Consider the following 17,549-nt stretch of genomic DNA (forward strand, 5'->3'; position numbering starts at 1 on the left):
GCCGTCCCGAAACGGCGCAGCCACAGGGTTCAGAAGTCGTAGGCGAGCTTGGCGTACCAGGAGCCACCGCCGGGGTAGAACGGCGGGTTGCCGTACGGCGCCAGGCCGAGGTTGCTGTACACGGCGTTCTTGCTGGGGCGCACATCGAAGATGTTGTTGCCGCCGACGCTCAGGGTCAGTTGCTCGGCGAATGTGTAGCTGATGTCCAGATCGGTGAGCCACCTGGCGTTGAAGGCGCGGTCGCCGCTTTCGTTGACCGCCAGGGTCTTGACCTTGCCGTAGCGGGTGGTCTGCAGGTTGATGGCGAGGTTGTCGACCGTCCAGTTGGCGCCGAGTATCCACTTGGTCTTCGGGGTCGCCTCGGTCAGGTCGCCCTCGCGGTCGCGGCCGATCAGGTTGATGCCGGAGTCGCTGAGGGCGCTGGGGTTGGCGCGTATGCCCTCGATGGTGGTCTTGTTCCAGTTGAATGCCGCGCTCCAGCGCACCTGGCCCCAGCCCGCCGCGAGCGGGGTGGTGTGATCGGCCACGATATCCAGGCCACGGGTGCGGGTATCGAAGGCGTTGGTGTAATAGTTGACCCAGGTTCCGCGCGCCACGCCCTGGGCATCGAGAATGTCGTTGATCCGGCCGTTGCCGCGGTCGTAGATGTTGCTGGTCAGGGTGATGCGATCATCGATATCGATCAGGTAGGCATCGGCGGTAATGCTGGTACGCGGCGCCGGTTGCCAGGTCACGCCGAGGCCCAGGTTGCGCGATTTTTCCGGCTCCAGATCGTCGCCGCCCAGGGCCTTGGCCAGCGCGCTTGCGGAGGGCGTCAACCGGGTGATGGCGGGCACCACGTTGCCGTTGACGTCGGTGTTGACCCGGTTGTCGGCCACCGTGTAACCGATCTGCGTTAGCGAGGGGGCGCGGAAGCCGGTGCCGACGGTGCCGCGTACGGCGACGGTATCGGTCAGTTCGTAGCGCGAGTTGAGTTTCAGGCCGAAGGTGTTGCCCGAGTCGTCATCGTAGTGCTCCAGGCGCCCGGCAGCGCCCACAAACCAGCGCTCGGTCAGGTCCCAGCCCAGATCCAGATAGCCGGCATAATTGTTGCGGATCAGGCTGACTTCATCCTCGGGGCGAATCACCACTGCGGCCTGGGCACCGGATGCGGCCGGGTAGCTGCCAGTGCTGTAGGCCAGCGGATCGCCGGCGAAGGTGCTGAAGCGCTCCCAGCGATGCTCCAGGCCGGCCGATACCTGCACCGGTGCGGTGAGGTTGAACAGCCCGCCCTCGTAGTGGCGGGTGACGTCGACGTTGTTGACCCACTGCTCGAAGCGGAAGGTCGCCAGGTTGTCGAACTTGGTCGGCGTGCTGGTGCCCAGTGACGGGTTGATGTTGAAGTCACTGGAGTGGTGGACGTTGTTGCGACCGTAGGTGGTCGACAGATCCCAGTCCCAGCCGAGCGCTTCGCCCTTGCCGCCGAACAGCAACTGGTAGTCGCGATCCTTGATGTTGTTGACCGGGTAGTAGCCGTTCGGGAACAGCTCGGGTACTGCCGCCGTGCCATTGGGCAGGCGGAAGTAGTTCTGCACCTCTGCGTCGCGCTCGCCATAGGTCGAGTGGGAATACAGGGTGATGCCGTCGAGCGGCAGCTCGGCGTTGTAGGCGAGGTTGAAGGCCTCGATGTCCGGGTCGCCGTTCTTGATCGCCACGCGATCCCAGGCTGCCTCCTGCGCCGGGTCGGCATAGGCGCGCACGCTGTTGTCGGCCTTGTCGTTCCACGCGGCGTAGCCACGCTTGCGGGCGTCGGCGGCCAGATGCAGGAAACCGCCATCGCCGAGCGCGAAGCCCTGGTCGCCGGCCAGTTTGATCGACTCGCCCTGGCCGGAGAACAGCTGGCCATAGCTGCTTTCGTAGTGGCCGCCGGCGTCGCTGGATTTGAGGATGATATTGATCACCCCGGCCACCGCATCCGAGCCGTACTGGGCGGCAGCGCTGTCCTTGAGCACTTCGATGTGCGCTACGGCGCTGATCGGGATCAGGTCGATGTCCACGGCATTGGCGCCGCTGTTGTCGACCGAGCCGCGCTGGGCGATTGCGCCGTTGTGGCGGCGCTTGCCGTTGACCAGCACCAGGGTGTAAGCCGGGCCGAGGCTGCGGTTGGTCAATGGCCGGGTTACCGAGTTGTAGCCGGCGATGTTGCTACCGAAGTTGAACGAGGGCAGCAGTTTGGAAATCGCCTCGGAGAGTTCGGCGCGACCGGTCTTGAGCAACTGGTCGCTGTTGATCACATCGATCGGCGTCGGGCTGTCGGCAACCGTGCGCTGGCTGCCGCGCAAACCGGTGGATACCACCTGCACGGTCTCCAGGCGTGTTTCGCTGCTTTGCGCCTGCACGTCGGGCCCAAGCAGGCAGGCCAGCGACAGTACCGAAAAGGTCAGCCCGGCGCGGGCCGGGGCGCTGCGTAGGCGGTGCAGCGGGGTGGTGGAGAACGGTTTTGCCATGGCGCTTATCCCTGTCTGAAAGGCTGGGGCGACAGCCGATGCGGCGTCGTCCGAAATGGTGTCCACCGCCGCGCGCGAGGTGCACGAAACCCTGACGCGCCTGTTTTCACGAGCGCGGTTCATGGGCGTGGTGGGGAGCGACAAGGCGGTGGTAGATCGCTCGAGGTGTTGCGGGGTCTGTCCGGTGAGCTGTCCGGTTAGACGATCAGTGCGGGCGGCACATTCGCTCGCCGTTGTCGGCTGGTGGCACGCCCGGCCAGCCGATCAATGTGCTGATACGGTCGCCATGCAGGTTGTCGAGCAGGCGGCTGACGAGACGGCAGAGAACGCGTTTCATGACTGACTTCCTGCCTCAGATGGCGATGGCGCTGAGCGGATAGCCCGGCGTGATGAATGGGTTGTGATCCCGCGCGAGGCTCTCTGGATCGTCTTTTTCCACGCCAAGCAGGGCCAGCAGGCGCGTGCGGATGGCGTTGAAGCCGGCCTGGCCGTTGTCCCGAGGGCGCGCGAGGTCAACCTGCACTGCTTCGGCGATGCGTCCGTGCTGCAGCACGATGATGCGATCGGCGAGCAGGATCGCTTCGTCGACATCATGGGTGACCAGCAGCACCGCCGGTGTGTGCTTGTGCCACAGGTCGATGATCAGCCGGTGCATGCGGATGCGGGTCAGCGCATCGAGGGCAGCGAAGGGTTCATCGAGCAGCAGCAGTTTCGGCTCGCGCACCAGGCTGCGGGCCAGCGCCACGCGCTGGGATTCGCCACCGGACAGAGTGGCCGGAAAGGCCTCCAGGCGATGGGCCAGGCCGACCTCGGTAAGCGCCTGCACGGCGCGCTCCCTGGGGTTGTCCACGCGCAGGCCGAGGGTGACGTTCTTCCAGGCTCGCTTCCAGGGCATCAGGCGTGGTTCCTGGAACACCGCGGCGCGGGCCTGCGGGGCGATCAGTTCGCCGCCCTCGATGGGGTCCAGGCCTGCCAGGGAGCGCAGCAGGGTGGTCTTGCCGGAACCGCTGGCGCCGAGCAGGGCGACGAACTCGCCAGGGGCGATGTCCAGGTCCAGCTCGTCGATCACCCGGTTGTCGCCGAACTGGCGCACCACGCCGCGCAGGCTGACGGCCGGCGAGAAGTCGATTTTGCTGTGCGCATTCATGCATCAGGTCCTTATGAACGAGGGGCGCCAGGCCAGGGCCAGGCGCTCCAGGGTGCGGATCAGGCCATCGATGAGCAGACCTAGCAGGCTGTAGATCAGCAGGCAGATGACGATCACGTCGGTGCGCATGAAGTCCCGCGCATCGCTGGCCAGGAAGCCGATGCCAGCGGTGGTGTTGATTTGCTCGACGAACACCAGCGCCAGCCAGGAAATGCCCAAGGAATAGCGCAGGCCGACGAAGAACGAGGGCAGGGCGCCGGGCAGGATCACATGCCAGATCAGCTCGCGACGGTTGAGGCCCAGGGTGTTGGCCGCCTCCACCAGTTTCGGGTCGATGTTGCGGATGCCGGCGAACAGGTTGAGGTAGATCGGAAAGGTGGTGCCCATGACGATCAGCGCCACCTTGGTGAACTCGCCGATGCCGAACCACAGGATGAACAGCGGCACCAGGGCCAGGGACGGAATGGTACGCAGCATCTGCATGGGCGAGTCGAGGGCGATCTCGCCGCGTTTCGACAGGCCGGTGATCAACGCGGCGCTGACGCCAATGGCCACGCCGATGCTCAAGCCGGTGACGGCACGTTGCAGCGATACCAGCAGATGGCGCAGCAGCTCGCCACTGCGGATCAGCTCCCACAGCGTGGTGCTGATTTCGCTCGGCGCGGCGATCACCCGGGTGGGAATCAGCCCGGCCCGCGAGGCGGTTTCCCACAGCAGCAGGATGGCCAGGGGGCTGAGCAGACGCAGGACGAAATCCGGTGCCGTCCACTTGCGGCGGCGGGCGGACGGTATCGCGCGGCTTACGGTGAAGGTGCTGGTGTCGCTCATCTGCATCTCCCGTCGCTCAGTGCTTATAGCTCTGGCCCGAGGCGCGCTCGAGCTGGCGAATCAGGGCGTCCCAGTGCAGTTTGATGCCCGGGCCCTTGCCGTCGGAAAAGCGCGCCGATTGCTGGTGTACCTTCTCGATGGCTTCGGCCGGCGCGTGCAACAGGTCGGCATTACCACCGGCCTGGGCCGCAATCTGGATGTTGCAGGCTCGCTCCAGCCCATGCAGCTCGCGAAACGCGTGCTCGACGCTGATGCCGCCGGTGAGCAGCCCGTGGTTGCGCAGGATGAAGATGTTGCTGTCGCCCAGGTCGGCGATCAGGCGTTCCTGCTCGTCGAGATCCAGCGCCACGCCTTCGTAGTCGTGGTACTTCACCCGGCTGTAGTAGCCCAGCGCGTGTTGCGAGAGCGGCAGCAGGCCGTTGCGCTGGGCGGAGACCGCGGCGCCGTCGCGGGTGTGGGTGTGCAACACTGCCTGCAGGTCAGGCCGTGCACGGTGGATGGCGCTGTGGATCACGTAGCCGGCCTGGTTGATGCCCAGGTTCAGCGGGTCATCGATGAGGGTGCCGTCGACGTCGACCTTCACCAGGTTCGAGGCGGTGATTTCGTCGAACAGCAGGCCAAAGGCGTTGATCAGGAAGTGCTCGTCCGGCCCCGGCACACGGGCGGAAAAGTGCGTGTAGATATGATCCGTCCAGCGAAACAGCGCCGCCAGCTGGTAGGCGGCTGCGAGCTTGACGCGCACTTCCCATTCTTCAGGGCTGACGCGCTCTCTGACCGACGGGGTGCTGTGCAGGGTGGCAAGTGAACTCATGGCAATCTCCTGGCCGTGGTGGGCAATCGGGTAGTGGTGTGTGCAGGCGGCACAGGTTTGGGCGGGCGTTCGGGACGGCTCATTGCTGCGTCTCGCGGAAATGGGCAAAGGCGGCGCGGCCGGCGGCATTCAGGGCCACGTCGTCCTGCGGGGTATGGATGCGGCTGCACAGCACGTCGCGCAGGTGCCGCTCCAGCGGGTTCTTGCGTGACAGCCCGGGGTTGCCGGCGGCCTCGATGGCCAGCTCCACGGCACGGATCGCGTTGCCGCTGACCAACTGCTTGATCTGCCCGGCGTGACTGGCGTCGATCTGGCCGGCGGCCGCCGAGTCGAGCAGGCTGCGATTGGCGAACAGCAGCGTGTCGATACGCCCTACGACTTCCTGGAAGCGCGTCAGGCTGGACAGCGGCGCGCCGAGATTCGACGGTTTGCGCCCTTCGAGAAAACCCACCAGCCAGTCTCGCGCTGCCTGGGCTACGCCGTCGTAGACCGCCGGCAGCAGTACCGACATCCACAGCAGGCCTTCGCTATCCAGCTCCGGCTTGGGTGCGCTCCATGGGCTGACACTGACGGCGTGGTCGAGGGGAATCAGCACCTCTTCGAAACGCACTTCGTGGCTGCAGGTGGCGCGCATGCCCAGGTGATCCCAGTCGTCGACGATCTGGATGCCGGGGGTGTCGCGGTGCACCAGGTAGCCGCCCACCAACGGGTCTGCGTCGTCGCTGCGGGCCCACACCAAGTACCAGGTGAGGCCGTGGCTGCCGGTCGAGTAGATCTTGCGGCCACTGAGGCGCCAGCCTTGTGGAGTGCGCCGGGCAGTGGTCGCCGGCAGCCCGCCTCGTGCCGGTGTGCCGAGCTCCGGCTCGACACGAAAGGCATTGATCAGTGCACCCTCTTCGACGGCATCGATCGCCACACGGCGGCGCAGGTGCTCCGGCCAGGCAAGGTTCTGCTGCAGGTGAAAATGCTGCAGGTACTGCATCACCAGAATCAAGGCGGTGGAGGGCTCGCCCTTGGCCACTGCACTGATGACCTGTCGCGCAGCGGCTAGCTCAGCGCCGCTGCCGCCGAGACTTTTCGGCACCGTCAAGGCCAGCAACCCGTGGCGCTGCAGCAGTGCAAAGTTCTCCGCTGGAAACTCGCCAGTGCGGTCGAAACGCTCGGCGCTGGCGGCCAGGGTACGGGTTATTTCAGCCAGCAGGCGGGCGAAGCGGACCGCGTCTTGCTCAGGGAACTGGCGTTGGGCGGCAAAGGCGAGGGGGTCGGCAAGGTGCGTCATGGGTCTCTCATCACTGGCGCAGAGGGCAGGCAATGCCTGTTGGATTTCTGAGCGCCCCAGGGTGATGAGGTGGCCTGAGTGAGACCGTATTCTTATAACTTAATGCTGTAAAAGTCTTTTTTGTTCTAAGCTAATTATCAGCTTTTCTGAATTATCAGTTTGCTGTTTATGCATTAATAGAATTTTATTTTCTGTCAGGATGCCTGCTTCTGCAGCCATTCCCGGTGTCGATCAGCGCGGTGTTTGGGCGGTGCGAACCCCTACAGCCTCTGGCGTCAGGCCGAGCGCAGGCGCTCGGCAGCAACATCGCTGAACAGGTTCACGGCGTCCTGCAGGTTGCCCAGGTACTGCGGATGCAGCAGCCAGAGGTCGATCATCGGCTTGAAGTCGCCCACGCTGATCACGTCCAACTCGTCGCGATGGCCGCTGCGCTCCAGCAGTGGCGCCGGCACCAGACCGAAACCCATGCCGCTGGCGACCAGCCCCAGTTGCAGTTCGGTACCGAAGGTTTCCAGGTTGATCTGCAGCGACAAGCCCTGCTCGGACAGCGCACGCTGCAGGCCGGCGCGGAACCCGCAGCCATCCGGGTTGAGCACCCAGCCTTGCTGGTAGCAGTCCTTTAGCTTGCAGCTGCGCTTGCGAACGGCGCCCTTGGCCGCGACCACCAGCAGCGGCATGCGGCCAATGGACCGGCTGGCGATGCCTTCGGGAAATATCTTGCCGGCCGGAAAGAGCGCTGCGGCGGCGTCCAGTTCGCCGTTTTCCATGCGCGCTATCAGGCTGCTGCCCCAGCCGTTGACGACCTGGGTCTTGAGCTCCGGGAAGGTTTCGCGAATCTGCTGCAGGGCATCGAGCAGCACCACATCGCTGATGGTCTGCGGCACGCCCAGGCGTAGCGAGCCACTAGGCGAGCCATCGCTGGCCACCAGCTCACGCAGCGAATCGATCTCACGCAGAATCGCCTTGCACTGCTCGTAGACGCGCAGGCCCATGGGCGTCGGCTTGAGCGGCTTGGTGTTGCGGTCGAGCAGGTTGGCGCCCAGGTCTTCCTCGAAGTTCTGTACGCGCCGGGTGATGGCTGGCTGGGTCAGTTGCAGCGCATCGGCCGCCAGCTTGGTCGATTGACAGCGGATCACCGCAACGAATGCATCCATGTCATCGATCTTCATCTTTGCGCTCACATATTAAAGGTTGGAAAAAATACGCTTATAGAATAACTCGCTGGATTGAGCCAGAGCACGGATCGATTTGCGAATGTGCCCGGCAAGGCAGGGGTGGTTTGGCGAAGCGCTGAACGCCAACCAGCTTTTGCGTAGTGGCCGCGAAAGAAGCGAATAGGGTGGCGGCGCGGGGCATCTGCCGCGGCCATTGGAAAACTCGAGGCGCAGGAACGAGAGCCTCCTGGTGCAGCTTTCAGCCTCTCAGGACCTGTTCAAGATCCTCGCGCATGAAGCGGCAGCTACAAGGCAGAAGCGGACATCCAACGATTCAATGTGGGAACGGGCCATGCCCGTGATTTTTTCGCGGGCATGGCCCGCTCCCACAGTCCGTAGGGTGGATGACGCTCTTTTCATCCACCATCGCGGATGCAGATCGGTGGACGGATGAAGCGTCGTCCACCCTACGAAAGGCTGCTTTCGCCCCACTTGGCTGCCAAAATCGGCGAGCCTGTACTGAAAGATTATGAGCAGGTTGTCAGATCACCTGGAAGTGATGGGTCCCATCGCGGCCCAGTTGCTCGACCAGGCCGAACTCCCAATCAAGATAGCCCTGCATGGCTTCGCGCGGGTTATCGGTGCCCTCGTACGGGCGGCGATAGCGGTCGCTACGGGGGACGGCCAGGTGCTGATCGCCGGTCTCCGTCGGCAGGCCGGCAGCGACCCAGGCCGCCGTGCCGCCTTCGAGCAGCGCCACTGGCTTGCCGGTCAGTTCTTCCAGCTCGCTGACCACGAAACGGGCCAGCAGGCTGCTGCCACAGGTGAGCACATAGCGCTTGGCCACCGGCAGTTTTTCCAGCGCTTGTGGCAGCTGCGACCGTAATGCCCACCAGGCGCCGGGGATATGCCGGGCGACATGGTTGGCGCTGGCAGTGAAGTCCAGCACCAGTATGTCGCCTTCGGCCTGCCATGCGGCCAGCGTCTGCGCATCGATAGCGGCGGGTTGCGGCAGGGCCGGCAATGGCGGCTGCCAGGCGCCGCGTGCGGTGAAGTCACTGTCCTGCAGGCCATCGAGCACGTGCACTTCCCAGCCCAGCTGCGCCAGCCATGAGGCGCTCATGTTGGCGCGTACGCCGTCATCGTCGGCGAGCACCACGCGGGCGCCGCGCACGCTGGCGAAATGATCGGTTTCCTGCACCAGCTGGCCTCCCGGCGTCGAGCGGGCACCCGGCAGATGGCTGGCTTCGTACTCCTCGGGCGTGCGCACGTCGAACAGATAAGTGGTGCGGCCGCTTTCTGCCTGCCAGCGTGCCAGGCTCTGCAGGCTGGCGCGGCCGACGCCGGCCTTGTCCGCCACGGCGCGTGCCGACTGCGCGGCTTGTTGGTGATTGCGCTCGCTCACCTCGCCGAAGCGCCGGGCCTGGCCGTGCTCCAGCTGCTGGCCAGCCAGGGTCCAGCCGATGGTGCCATTGCGCAGCGCCGCTACCGGGTTGGGCAGGCCGGCGTTGACCAGCGACTGGGTGCCGATGATGCTGCGGGTGCGACCAGCACAGTTCACCACGATACGGGTGGCCGGATCGGGCGCCAGCTCACGGGCGCGCAGCACCAGCTCGGCGCCCGGCACGCTGATGCCGGTAGGAATACTCATGGTTTGGTATTCGTCGAAGCGGCGGGCGTCGAGCACCACCACGTCGGCCTTGGCATCGAGCAGGGCTTTGACGTCTTCGGCAGCCAGCGACGGCGTGTGGCGCACGCTCTCGACCAACTCGCCAAACGCCTTGCTCGGCACGTTGACGTCGCGAAACAGTTCACCGCCGGCATCGCGCCAGCCGGCCAAGCCACCTTCGAGCAGTGCCACCTGGCTATAACCCAATGCGGCCAGGCGTTTGGCCGCTTCCTGCGCCAGGCCCTCGCCGTCGTCATACAGGGTTACGGCGGTATCGCGCCGCGGAATACGTGCGTAGACCTCCAGCTCCAGTTTGGACAGCGGGATATTGGCGGCGAACAGCGGATGCGCTTCGGCGAACGGCGCCTCTTCGCGGACATCGATCAGCGCCACTTCCTGCTTGTCGAGCAGGGCCTGGCGGATGGCGTGGAAGGAGCGGGTGGCGATCTGGCTCATGCAGGGTTCTCTTTGGACAGGTCCCAGAGGTTGGGAAGAAGGCTGTTGGAATAGCCGGAAATGAAGGGTTTCTCGCTGCCGTCCTCAAGGTAAACAGCACGCCGTACCGCGCCGATGTTGGCGCCGTAGACGTGGATGCTGATGGAGGTGCGATCATCGAAGGCGTTGCTGACCCGGTGGATATCGCCGATGCGTGGCGACACGGCTTCCACCTGGCCAGGCAGCAGGTGCACCGCTGGCCCTTCGGGGCGCAAGCCGGTGGCATCGCGGACGAAGCCCTGGGAGAGCTCGGCGCCGCGCAGCATGCCGATCAGGCCCCAGACCCGGTGATCGTGCACCGGCGTGCTCTGGCCTGGCCCCCAGACGAAGCTGACGATCGAAAAGCGCTGGCGCGAATCGCTGTGCAGCAGAAATTGCTGATAGCGCTGCGGGTCTGGCTGGGCGAAGGCGGGCGGCAGCCAGTCGTCATGAGCAACCAACTGATGCAGCAGTTCGGCGCCGCGTTCGAGCACCTGGCTCTCTGCGGGCGTGCTGTCGAGCAGTTGCGCCAATTGATCGATGAATAGGCGCAGGCGTTGCAGATTCGGTTGGGCGCACATACGGATATCCGGTGGTCAGCTGAAGGCCCGGCAGGGCATCGAGTGCCCACGTTAGCAAACGGTTTATGATCATAAAAATTCAATTTGTGCATAAGCTAATATGCCAATTAAGAATTTATCAGGCTGACTCTCACTTCGCTGCGTTGTCGTGACCGCTGGCCTGCGCTCGGCAGGTGTTCCCGTGGATCGATCCTGCGAGTTCAACGACCCTGAAACATGACGGCTGATATTTATGCATATTAGGTTATGCCTAAAATGAATTTCCTAACTGAATGCCGCTTGAGTAGCGTTATAAACATTCGTTAGACACAGACGCGCTTTTATAAATAAAAAAGCACTGTCGTGCTGGCGCTTGCCAACTCACTCAGGAGCGCGACATGAGCGTGGAAATCATCGGCATGATCACTGCTACTCCCAGTTCGGAAGTGGATCAACCGCTGGGCGATGCGGTGGATGCCGACTTCGTCCGGCGTTTCGCCCAGGCCCATGAGCACGCGGGCTTCGACCGCGCCCTGGTCGGTTATTTTTCCAATGGCGCCGAAGGCGCAGTGGTCAGTTCGTTCATCGCCGCCGCCACCGAGCGCCTGGGCATCCTGCTGGCCTACCGGCCCGGGGTGATCGCGCCGCCGCTCGCGGCCCGCCAGCTGGCGACCCTGGATCAGTTCAGCAACGGGCGCCTGGCGCTCAACGTGATCAGTGGCGGCAGCGATGCCGATCAGCAGCGCGATGGCGATTGGCTCGACCATGACCAGCGGTACGCACGCACCGACGAATACCTGGACGCCCTCAAGGCGATCTGGACCGCCCAGGCGCCGGTCGATCACCACGGCCATTACTACCGCTTCAAGGGTGCGCTGCCCAGCGTGCGTACCCGGCAGCAGCCGCATATCCCTATCTATTTCAGCGGTTCCTCGCCCGCTGCCATCCAGGTGGCAGCGCGGCATGCCGACACCTACATGCTGTGGGGCGAACCGCTCGCGGACTTCGCAGAGCACGTGCAGCAGGTGCGCGCTGCGGCCCAGCGTCAAGGGCGTAGCCCGCGGGTGTCGGTGTCGTTCCGGCCGATCATCGCCGATACCGAGGAGGCCGCCTGGAAACGCGCTGCCGAACTGCTCGAACGTATTCGCGAGAACCGCACCCGTCTGGGTCTGCCGATCAATGGCCACGCGCCGGCCAATGCCGGTTCGCAGCGCCTGCTGGCGGCCGCGCAGCGCGGCGAGGTGTTGGACGAGCGGTTGTGGACCGGCGTGGCACGCCTGACCGGCGCGCAGTGGAATTCCACCGCGCTGGTGGGCACCGCCGAGCAGGTCGCGGCTTCGCTCGGCCGCTACTGGCAGCACGGCGCCTCCACCTTTCTGATTCGCGGCTTCGATCCTTTGGAAGACGCCGAGCTCTATGGCCGGGGCCTGATCCCGGCAATTCGTGAACATATCGCCACCCTGCAACAGCGCCGGGCCGGCTGACTCTGGAGATTGCCCCAATGAAACTGCTTTCCCTGTTGCGCCGCAGCCTGGCGGCCATCGCCGTGGCTGCGCCCCTGGCACACGCCGCAGACCCAACGGTGCTGCGCATTGGTGATCAGAACTACTACAACGTACGCGCCTCGGTGGAGGCTTCCGGCGTATTGGAAGGCGCGCCGTACACGGTGGACTGGAAGCATTTTCAGTCCGCTGCGCCGGTCGCCGAGGCGCTGGAGGCGGGCGCCGTCGACCTTGGTTTTCTCGGTGACTCGGGCTTCATCTTCCTGGCTGCCAAAGGCGCGCCGGTCAAGCTGATCGGCGTATCGCGGCAGAACCCGGACACCATCGCCTTGCTGGTGCCGAAGGATTCCACCGTCAAGACCATCGAAGACCTCAAGGGTAAGAAGGTCGCCTACTGGCCCGGCGCGTGGAGCCAGCAGCTGACCCTGCGTGCACTGGAAAAAGCCGGCCTGCCCCAGGATTACGTCGAGTTCGTCAAGCTGATGCCCATCGATGCCGCTGCAGCCTTTCCCCAAGGCAGTATCGATGCGTTTCCGGTCTGGGAGCCCTATATCTCCCAGCAAACCCTGTTCTCTGGTGCCAAGCCAATCATCACCGCCAAGGGGCTGATGCCGGGGCTGTCGAGCATCGCCGCCAACGCCGAATCGATCGAGCCCAAGCGCGCCGCCATCGCCGACTTCCTTGGCCGCTTGCAGAAAGCCCGCGCCTGGGTCGAGGCTAACAAGGAAGACTACGCCGACCTTTGGGCCAAGAAGGCCAACCTGGATCAGGCGGTATCTCGCAACTGGATCGGCCACGCCAACATGACCGTCGGCCCGGTCGACGAGCAGGCTGCGCGCGACTATCAGGAGACCGCTGACTTCCTCGTCGAAACCGGTGCGCTGAAACAGAAAATCGATACCAGCAGCATCATCGACACTTCGTTCGACAAGGCCTTCGAGTAACTCTCCATTCAACTGGCCATTACCCACAAGACCGCACGCGCGGATTGGTAGCCCACCCAACAGGACACCCTTTCATGCGCATTTTACGCTCGCTCGCACTGGTCACGGCCACGACGCTGTTTTCGCTTTCAGCACTAGCCGAGACGCTGGTTATCGGTGACCAGAGTTACAACACCCGTACCGTCATGGAGGCCGCCGGCGTGCTCGATGACGTGCCCTATGAGGTTGACTGGAAGCAGTTCACCGCCGGCTCGCCGGTAGCCGAAGCGCTGAATGTCGGCAGTCTCGACCTAGGCTTTCTTGGTGACGCGCCACCCCTTTTCCTCGGTGCTCTGGGTGCTCCCATCAAAGTAGTCGCTGTAACCAAACAGAACTTGGAAGGTGTGGCCATCCTGGTGCGCAAGGACTCGCCGATTCGCAGCCTGGCGGATTTGCGCGGCAAGCGTGCCGCCGTGTGGAAGGGTTCCTGGAGCCAGCAACTGCTGTTCACCGCGTTGGACCGTGAGGGCATTGCCCGGGACGATCTGCAGTTGAGCTACCTGAGCGCGCTCGACGCCTCCCATGCATTGGAGGGTGGCTCGGTGGACGTGATCGCCACCTGGGAGCCCTACGTCACCCAGGCCGAGCGCCACGGCGCCCGTGTGCTGACCACCGCCGAGGGGCTGATCCCCGCGCAGAGCTTCGCCGTGGCCAGTGACAAGGCCCTGGCCGGCAAACGCGAGATCATCGGCGACTTTCTGCAGCGCCTGAAACGCGCCCGTGAATGGGCGCTGGCCAACCCAGCCCATACCGACGCCTATGCCAGCGCCTGGGCCAAGCACACCCGCGCTGACGAATCCGTCGCCCGTGCCTGGTTCGCCCGTGCCCGCACAGACATCGGCCCGGTAACGCCGGCAGCCATCGAGCAGGCGCAACAGACCGTCGACTTTTTCGCCGGCCTGGGGCTGGTAAAGGGTTATCCGGCCGAGCGGCTGTTCGATAGCTCTTTCACTTCGACCTTGCAGCCGACCACTGCCCAGGCGAAATGAGCAAAGGTCCTGGCGCTCGATGGGCGCCGGGTAGGTTCTGACAGGCCGAGTTTGGCTAGTAAAAACTGCCGGCGGAGGGCGCCGAAAAGCACATCGCAGGACGGGGTGGCCAGCGCCCATCGGTTAAGCGAGCGTTTTTCGCTCGTCGATGGGTGCATTGCGGGGAAGCGGTCTCAGCGCTCGTCGAGGGCGAAGGCCGTCAGGCTGTAGGTGGGAATGCCCATGTCCTGCAGTTTGCGCGAGCCGCCGAGCTCCGGCAGGTCGATGATCGCTGCCGCCTCGTACAACTCGGCGCCCATGCGCTTGACCAGTTGCACGGCGGCCAGCAAGGTGCCGCCGGTGGCGATCAGGTCGTCGACGATAAGCACCTTGTCGCCTTCGCACAGGCTGTCGGCGTGCGCTTCCAGGAAGGCCTCGCCGTATTCTGTCTGGTAGCCCTGGCTAAGCACGTCGGCCGGCAGCTTACCCTGCTTGCGAAACAGCACCAGCGGCTTGTTCAGCTCGTAGGAGAGAATCGATCCGATCAGAAAGCCCCGTGCATCCATGGCGCCGACGTGGGTGAAGTCCGCTTCGACGTAGCGCTGGATCAGGCTGTCGATGACCATGCGCAGGGCGCGAGGGGACTGGAACAGCGGCGTGATGTCGCGAAATACCACGCCCGGTTTGGGGAAGTCGTTGACCGGGCGGATAAGGGTCTTGATGGTGAATTCATCAAAGATCATGGCAGGGTGAATCCTTAACGGGAGTATCAGCCGTTAAGGTTACCACCTGCCAGGGCGCACAGCTCGATCGGGTCGAGAATATGCACTTCCTTGCCTTCGGCTTCGATCAGGTTGCTCTGCTGAAAGCGCGTGAACACGCGCGACACGGTTTCCACGGCCAGGCCCAGGTGATTGCCGATCTCGTTGCGCGACATCGACAGACGGAACTGGTTGGCCGAGAAGCCACGGGCGCTGAAGCGCGCGGACAGGTTGACCAGGAAGGTGGCGATGCGCTCGTCGGCGGTCTTCTTGGAGAGCAGCAGCATCATTTGCTGGTCGTCACGAATCTCGCGGCTCATCACGCGCATCAACTGGCGGCGCAACTGGGGCAGGCTCACCGACAACTCGTCGAGGCGCTCGAAGGGAATCTCGCAGACCGAGGTGGTTTCCAGGGCCTGGGCCGACACCGGGTACAGCTCGGTGTCCATGCCGGAGAGACCGACCAGTTCGCTGGGTAGGTGGAAGCCGGTGATCTGCTCCTCGCCGGCGTCGCTCAGGCTGAAGGTCTTCAGCGCGCCGGAACGCACGGCGAACACCGAGTTGAAGGTGTCGCCCTGGCGGAACAGGAACTCGCCTTTTTTCAGGGGACGGCCACGTTTGACGATATCGTCGAGCGCGTCCATGTCTTCGAGATCCAGCGAAAGGGGCAGGCAGAGGCTGGCGAGGCTGCAGTCCTTGCAGTGTGCCTGGTGAGTAGTACGCAGCTTGATGCTTTCGGACATCGCCCTTATCCCTAGGTAATCACTCAGAAGTCGTAAGGGTAACGCACCAGGGGGGTGCGCGGCCACCTGCCGCAGGGTGCTCAAGTGTCGCACGCGCCTGCCGATAGGTTTGTATCGATGAATTGAATGCAGGAAGCGGTGTGATGCAAGTGGCCACCAGTGGTGCGATTGAGCGCGGTTACGTTGCGCCAGGTGCGGCGCCGGTAGCAGCAGCGCCTGCCGAGACGGCAGCGCCAGGCGTTACCGAGCCCGCCGAGGAAAAGAGCGCCGAGCCGGGGGTGAAAGTGAGCCTGTCTGCCGTTGGCCTGGCGCGCTCGAAGGAGGCCGAAAACAAGAACGCCGATATCGACGAGAGCAACCTGCCCGACGAGATCAAGCGATTGCTCAAGATGATCCGCGAGCTCAAGGCGCAACTCGCCGAGAAGACGGCCGAGCTGCAGGCCTTGATGGCTCAGGGCGATATGGAGGACGAGGCGCAAAAGGCCAAGGTGCAAGCCTTGCAGACCGAAGTCGGCTCGATCAGCAGTGCCCTGAGCACCGCCAACGCGCAATTGGTGAAAGTGATGCGCGACCAGAAACTCACCAGCGAACAGAGCGCCACTGTCGCCTCGTTGATGGCCAAGTGACGAAGCGTGGGCTGCAGCGCAGCCCTGCCGGGTGCGACGCTCAGATCACCCGCGAAAAACGCTGCAGATTGGTCTCGCCCAGGTAGCGGTCGAACAGCATGCACAGCGAGCGCACCAGTAGTCGTCCCGCCGGCCGCACCTCGATGCTGCCGTCACGTAAATCGATCAGGCCATCGCGGTGCATCTGCTGCAGCGCCGGCCAGGCGTCCGCGAAGTAGCTGGGCATAGTGACGGCGAAACGCTGTTCGATGTCCGCGAACTCCAACTGGAAATGACAGATCAGCTGCTGGATCACGGCGCGGCGAATGCGATCGTCAGCGTTGCAGCCCAGCCCGCGCTGGGTCGCCAGTTGGCGATTGTTGAGGCTGGTCTGGTAGGTGGCCGGGTCCGAGCTGTTCTGGCAGTACAGATCGCCGATCTGGCTGATCGACGACACGCCCAGGCCGATCAGGTCGCAGTGGCCGTGGGTGGTATAGCCCTGGAAGTTGCGCTGCAGGCTGCCGTCCTCCTGGGCGCTGGCCAGCTCGTCATCGGGCAGGGCGAAATGGTCCATGCCGATATAGCGGTAGCCGGCGCTGGCCAATTGCTCGATGCTGCCCTGCAGCATGGCCAGCTTGGCCGCCGCGCTCGGCAACTGCCCGCTGTCGATGCGCCGCTGCGGCATGAAACGCTCCGGTAGATGGGCGTAGTTGAACAGCGACAGACGATCCGGCTGCAAGGCGATGACCTGCTGCACGGTATGGGCAAAATTCTCCGGCGTCTGCAGCGGCAGGCCGTAGATCAGGTCGATGTTCACCGAGCGAAATTGCAGGGTGCGTGCCGCCTCGATGATGGCGCGGGTTTCTTCCAGGCTCTGCAGGCGGTTGATGGCGCGCTGCACGTTGGGGTCCAGATCCTGCACGCCTAGGCTGACGCGGTTGAAGCCCAGCTCGCGCAGCAGGCCCATGGTCGACCAGTCCGCCTCGCGCGGGTCGATCTCGATGCTGTAGTCGCCGGAATCGTCGTCGAGCAGGGCGAAATGCTCGCGCAGCTTGCCCATCAGCTGACGCAGTTCGTCATGGCTGAGAAAGGTCGGGGTGCCGCCGCCCAGGTGCAGCTGCTCGATGCGCTGGCGCTTGTCGACATGGTGGCCGATCAGCGCCATCTCCCGTTCCAGGGCTTGCAGGTAAGGCTGGGTGCGGCCGCGATCCTTGGTGATGACCTTGTTGCAGGCGCAGTAGTAGCAGATGTTGGCACAGAACGGCAGGTGCAGGTACAGCGACAGCGGACGCAGGGCGCGGCGACTCTCACGCAGGGCGTGCAGCAGGTCGAAGGAGCCGACGCCGTCGTGGAACTGCACGGCGGTCGGGTAGGAGGTGTAGCGCGGGCCGGCTTGATCGTAGCGGCGGATCAGGTCGGAATCCCACTGGATGGCGTCGAGCATGGCGAATTCCGCTTCAGCGTTGAATGCTCAGCAGTCTAGGGGGCGTATGGGCGGGGCTTTTTGATCTGAGTCATGGGGTCGCAGCAGAGCGCTACCGCTGAGCTTATCTCTTGGCCAGGCTACAAAGCCCACCCG

16 protein-coding genes are annotated in these 17,549 nt (G+C 64.2%); 4 read left to right on the plus strand and 12 right to left on the minus strand.

Translation table 11 applies throughout. From position 1 onward, the window contains the following. Positions 1 to 29: 29 nt before the first annotated feature. From BVH06_RS02390 to BVH06_RS02425, 9 genes are all read right to left on the minus strand, one after another. Positions 30 to 2,486, minus strand: coding sequence for a TonB-dependent siderophore receptor (locus BVH06_RS02390; protein WP_075933049.1), 2,457 nt, complete (start codon positions 2,484 to 2,486; stop codon positions 30 to 32). Between the two features lie 205 nt (positions 2,487 to 2,691). After that, positions 2,692 to 2,823 (minus strand): hypothetical protein, encoded by a 132-nt coding sequence (locus tag BVH06_RS25965; protein WP_256562794.1) that lies wholly within the window; start codon positions 2,821 to 2,823, stop codon positions 2,692 to 2,694. 15 nt (positions 2,824 to 2,838) lie between these two features. Beyond that, positions 2,839 to 3,633, minus strand: a complete 795-nt coding sequence (locus BVH06_RS02395) for an ABC transporter ATP-binding protein (protein ID WP_075931482.1) — start codon at positions 3,631 to 3,633, stop codon at positions 2,839 to 2,841. Positions 3,634 to 3,636: 3 nt separating this feature from the next. Further along, positions 3,637 to 4,461, minus strand: a complete 825-nt coding sequence (locus BVH06_RS02400) for an ABC transporter permease (RefSeq protein WP_075933085.1) — start codon at positions 4,459 to 4,461, stop codon at positions 3,637 to 3,639. 16 nt (positions 4,462 to 4,477) lie between these two features. Next, on the minus strand, positions 4,478 to 5,272 hold the full coding sequence (locus tag BVH06_RS02405; protein WP_075933050.1) for a class II aldolase/adducin family protein: 795 nt from the start codon (positions 5,270 to 5,272) through the stop codon (positions 4,478 to 4,480). A gap of 79 nt (positions 5,273 to 5,351) precedes the next feature. Then, positions 5,352 to 6,551 (minus strand): acyl-CoA dehydrogenase family protein, encoded by a 1,200-nt coding sequence (locus BVH06_RS02410; protein WP_083651832.1) that lies wholly within the window; start codon positions 6,549 to 6,551, stop codon positions 5,352 to 5,354. Between the two features lie 275 nt (positions 6,552 to 6,826). Beyond that, on the minus strand, positions 6,827 to 7,720 hold the full coding sequence (locus BVH06_RS02415; protein ID WP_075931480.1) for a LysR family transcriptional regulator: 894 nt from the start codon (positions 7,718 to 7,720) through the stop codon (positions 6,827 to 6,829). 526 nt (positions 7,721 to 8,246) lie between these two features. Next, positions 8,247 to 9,830: a rhodanese-related sulfurtransferase gene (locus BVH06_RS02420; RefSeq protein ID WP_075933051.1), complete on the minus strand. Its 1,584-nt coding sequence runs from the start codon at positions 9,828 to 9,830 to the stop codon at positions 8,247 to 8,249. Continuing rightward, positions 9,827 to 10,429, minus strand: coding sequence for a cysteine dioxygenase (locus BVH06_RS02425; protein ID WP_075933052.1), 603 nt, complete (start codon positions 10,427 to 10,429; stop codon positions 9,827 to 9,829). The genes BVH06_RS02420 and BVH06_RS02425 overlap by 4 nt, the downstream gene beginning before the upstream one ends. Before the next feature lie 398 nt (positions 10,430 to 10,827). Between BVH06_RS02425 and BVH06_RS02430 the strand changes: the two genes are divergently transcribed. The 3 genes from BVH06_RS02430 (at position 10,828) to BVH06_RS02440 (ending at position 13,882) form a co-directional block, all read left to right on the plus strand. Continuing rightward, positions 10,828 to 11,892, plus strand: a complete 1,065-nt coding sequence (locus BVH06_RS02430; protein ID WP_139315548.1) for an LLM class flavin-dependent oxidoreductase — start codon at positions 10,828 to 10,830, stop codon at positions 11,890 to 11,892. A gap of 17 nt (positions 11,893 to 11,909) precedes the next feature. Continuing rightward, positions 11,910 to 12,854 carry an ABC transporter substrate-binding protein gene (locus BVH06_RS02435; RefSeq protein ID WP_075933054.1) on the plus strand — a complete coding sequence of 315 codons (945 nt, stop codon included), beginning with the start codon at positions 11,910 to 11,912 and terminating at the stop codon, positions 12,852 to 12,854. A gap of 74 nt (positions 12,855 to 12,928) precedes the next feature. Beyond that, complete coding sequence (locus BVH06_RS02440) at positions 12,929 to 13,882, plus strand: ABC transporter substrate-binding protein (protein ID WP_075933055.1); 954 nt, start codon at positions 12,929 to 12,931, stop codon at positions 13,880 to 13,882. A gap of 173 nt (positions 13,883 to 14,055) precedes the next feature. On the opposite strand, the gene BVH06_RS02445 is transcribed toward BVH06_RS02440, so the two are convergent. Both BVH06_RS02445 and fnr read right to left on the minus strand, forming a co-directional pair. Then, positions 14,056 to 14,604, minus strand: coding sequence for an adenine phosphoribosyltransferase (locus tag BVH06_RS02445; RefSeq protein ID WP_075931474.1), 549 nt, complete (start codon positions 14,602 to 14,604; stop codon positions 14,056 to 14,058). Between the two features lie 26 nt (positions 14,605 to 14,630). Next, complete coding sequence (gene fnr, locus BVH06_RS02450; protein WP_075931473.1) at positions 14,631 to 15,365, minus strand: fumarate/nitrate reduction transcriptional regulator Fnr; 735 nt, start codon at positions 15,363 to 15,365, stop codon at positions 14,631 to 14,633. Between the two features lie 143 nt (positions 15,366 to 15,508). Between fnr and BVH06_RS02455 the strand changes: the two genes are divergently transcribed. Further along, on the plus strand, positions 15,509 to 15,991 hold the full coding sequence (locus BVH06_RS02455) for a hypothetical protein (RefSeq protein ID WP_075933056.1): 483 nt from the start codon (positions 15,509 to 15,511) through the stop codon (positions 15,989 to 15,991). A 40-nt stretch (positions 15,992 to 16,031) separates the two neighbouring features. Here the strand turns inward: BVH06_RS02455 and hemN are convergent, their stop codons facing one another. Next, positions 16,032 to 17,414 carry an oxygen-independent coproporphyrinogen III oxidase gene (gene hemN, locus BVH06_RS02460; RefSeq protein ID WP_075933057.1) on the minus strand — a complete coding sequence of 461 codons (1,383 nt, stop codon included), beginning with the start codon at positions 17,412 to 17,414 and terminating at the stop codon, positions 16,032 to 16,034. Between the last annotated feature and the right edge of the window lie 135 nt (positions 17,415 to 17,549).

Origin of the sequence: Pseudomonas sp. PA27(2017) (assembly GCF_001945445.1) — a bacterium.
In the GTDB taxonomy this organism is placed as follows: Bacteria; Pseudomonadota; Gammaproteobacteria; order Pseudomonadales; family Pseudomonadaceae; genus Aquipseudomonas.

What these genes read in the sequence shown, in the direction of transcription:
- BVH06_RS02430 (WP_139315548.1), top strand. Translation starts at nt 10,828, where the DNA reads ATGATCACTGCTACTCCCAGTTCGGAAGTGGATCAACCGCTGGGCGAT.
- BVH06_RS02455 (WP_075933056.1), top strand. Translation starts at nt 15,509, where the DNA reads ATGCAAGTGGCCACCAGTGGTGCGATTGAGCGCGGTTACGTTGCGCCA.
- BVH06_RS25965 (WP_256562794.1), bottom strand. Translation starts at nt 2,823, where the DNA reads ATGAAACGCGTTCTCTGCCGTCTCGTCAGCCGCCTGCTCGACAACCTG.
- BVH06_RS02415 (WP_075931480.1), bottom strand. Translation starts at nt 7,720, where the DNA reads ATGAAGATCGATGACATGGATGCATTCGTTGCGGTGATCCGCTGTCAA.
- BVH06_RS02410 (WP_083651832.1), bottom strand. Translation starts at nt 6,551, where the DNA reads ATGACGCACCTTGCCGACCCCCTCGCCTTTGCCGCCCAACGCCAGTTC.
- BVH06_RS02445 (WP_075931474.1), bottom strand. Translation starts at nt 14,604, where the DNA reads ATGATCTTTGATGAATTCACCATCAAGACCCTTATCCGCCCGGTCAAC.
- BVH06_RS02390 (WP_075933049.1), bottom strand. Translation starts at nt 2,486, where the DNA reads ATGGCAAAACCGTTCTCCACCACCCCGCTGCACCGCCTACGCAGCGCC.
- BVH06_RS02435 (WP_075933054.1), top strand. Translation starts at nt 11,910, where the DNA reads ATGAAACTGCTTTCCCTGTTGCGCCGCAGCCTGGCGGCCATCGCCGTG.
- BVH06_RS02440 (WP_075933055.1), top strand. Translation starts at nt 12,929, where the DNA reads ATGCGCATTTTACGCTCGCTCGCACTGGTCACGGCCACGACGCTGTTT.
- BVH06_RS02420 (WP_075933051.1), bottom strand. Translation starts at nt 9,830, where the DNA reads ATGAGCCAGATCGCCACCCGCTCCTTCCACGCCATCCGCCAGGCCCTG.
- BVH06_RS02405 (WP_075933050.1), bottom strand. Translation starts at nt 5,272, where the DNA reads ATGAGTTCACTTGCCACCCTGCACAGCACCCCGTCGGTCAGAGAGCGC.
- BVH06_RS02400 (WP_075933085.1), bottom strand. Translation starts at nt 4,461, where the DNA reads ATGAGCGACACCAGCACCTTCACCGTAAGCCGCGCGATACCGTCCGCC.
- BVH06_RS02425 (WP_075933052.1), bottom strand. Translation starts at nt 10,429, where the DNA reads ATGTGCGCCCAACCGAATCTGCAACGCCTGCGCCTATTCATCGATCAA.
- fnr (WP_075931473.1), bottom strand. Translation starts at nt 15,365, where the DNA reads ATGTCCGAAAGCATCAAGCTGCGTACTACTCACCAGGCACACTGCAAG.
- BVH06_RS02395 (WP_075931482.1), bottom strand. Translation starts at nt 3,633, where the DNA reads ATGAATGCGCACAGCAAAATCGACTTCTCGCCGGCCGTCAGCCTGCGC.
- hemN (WP_075933057.1), bottom strand. Translation starts at nt 17,414, where the DNA reads ATGCTCGACGCCATCCAGTGGGATTCCGACCTGATCCGCCGCTACGAT.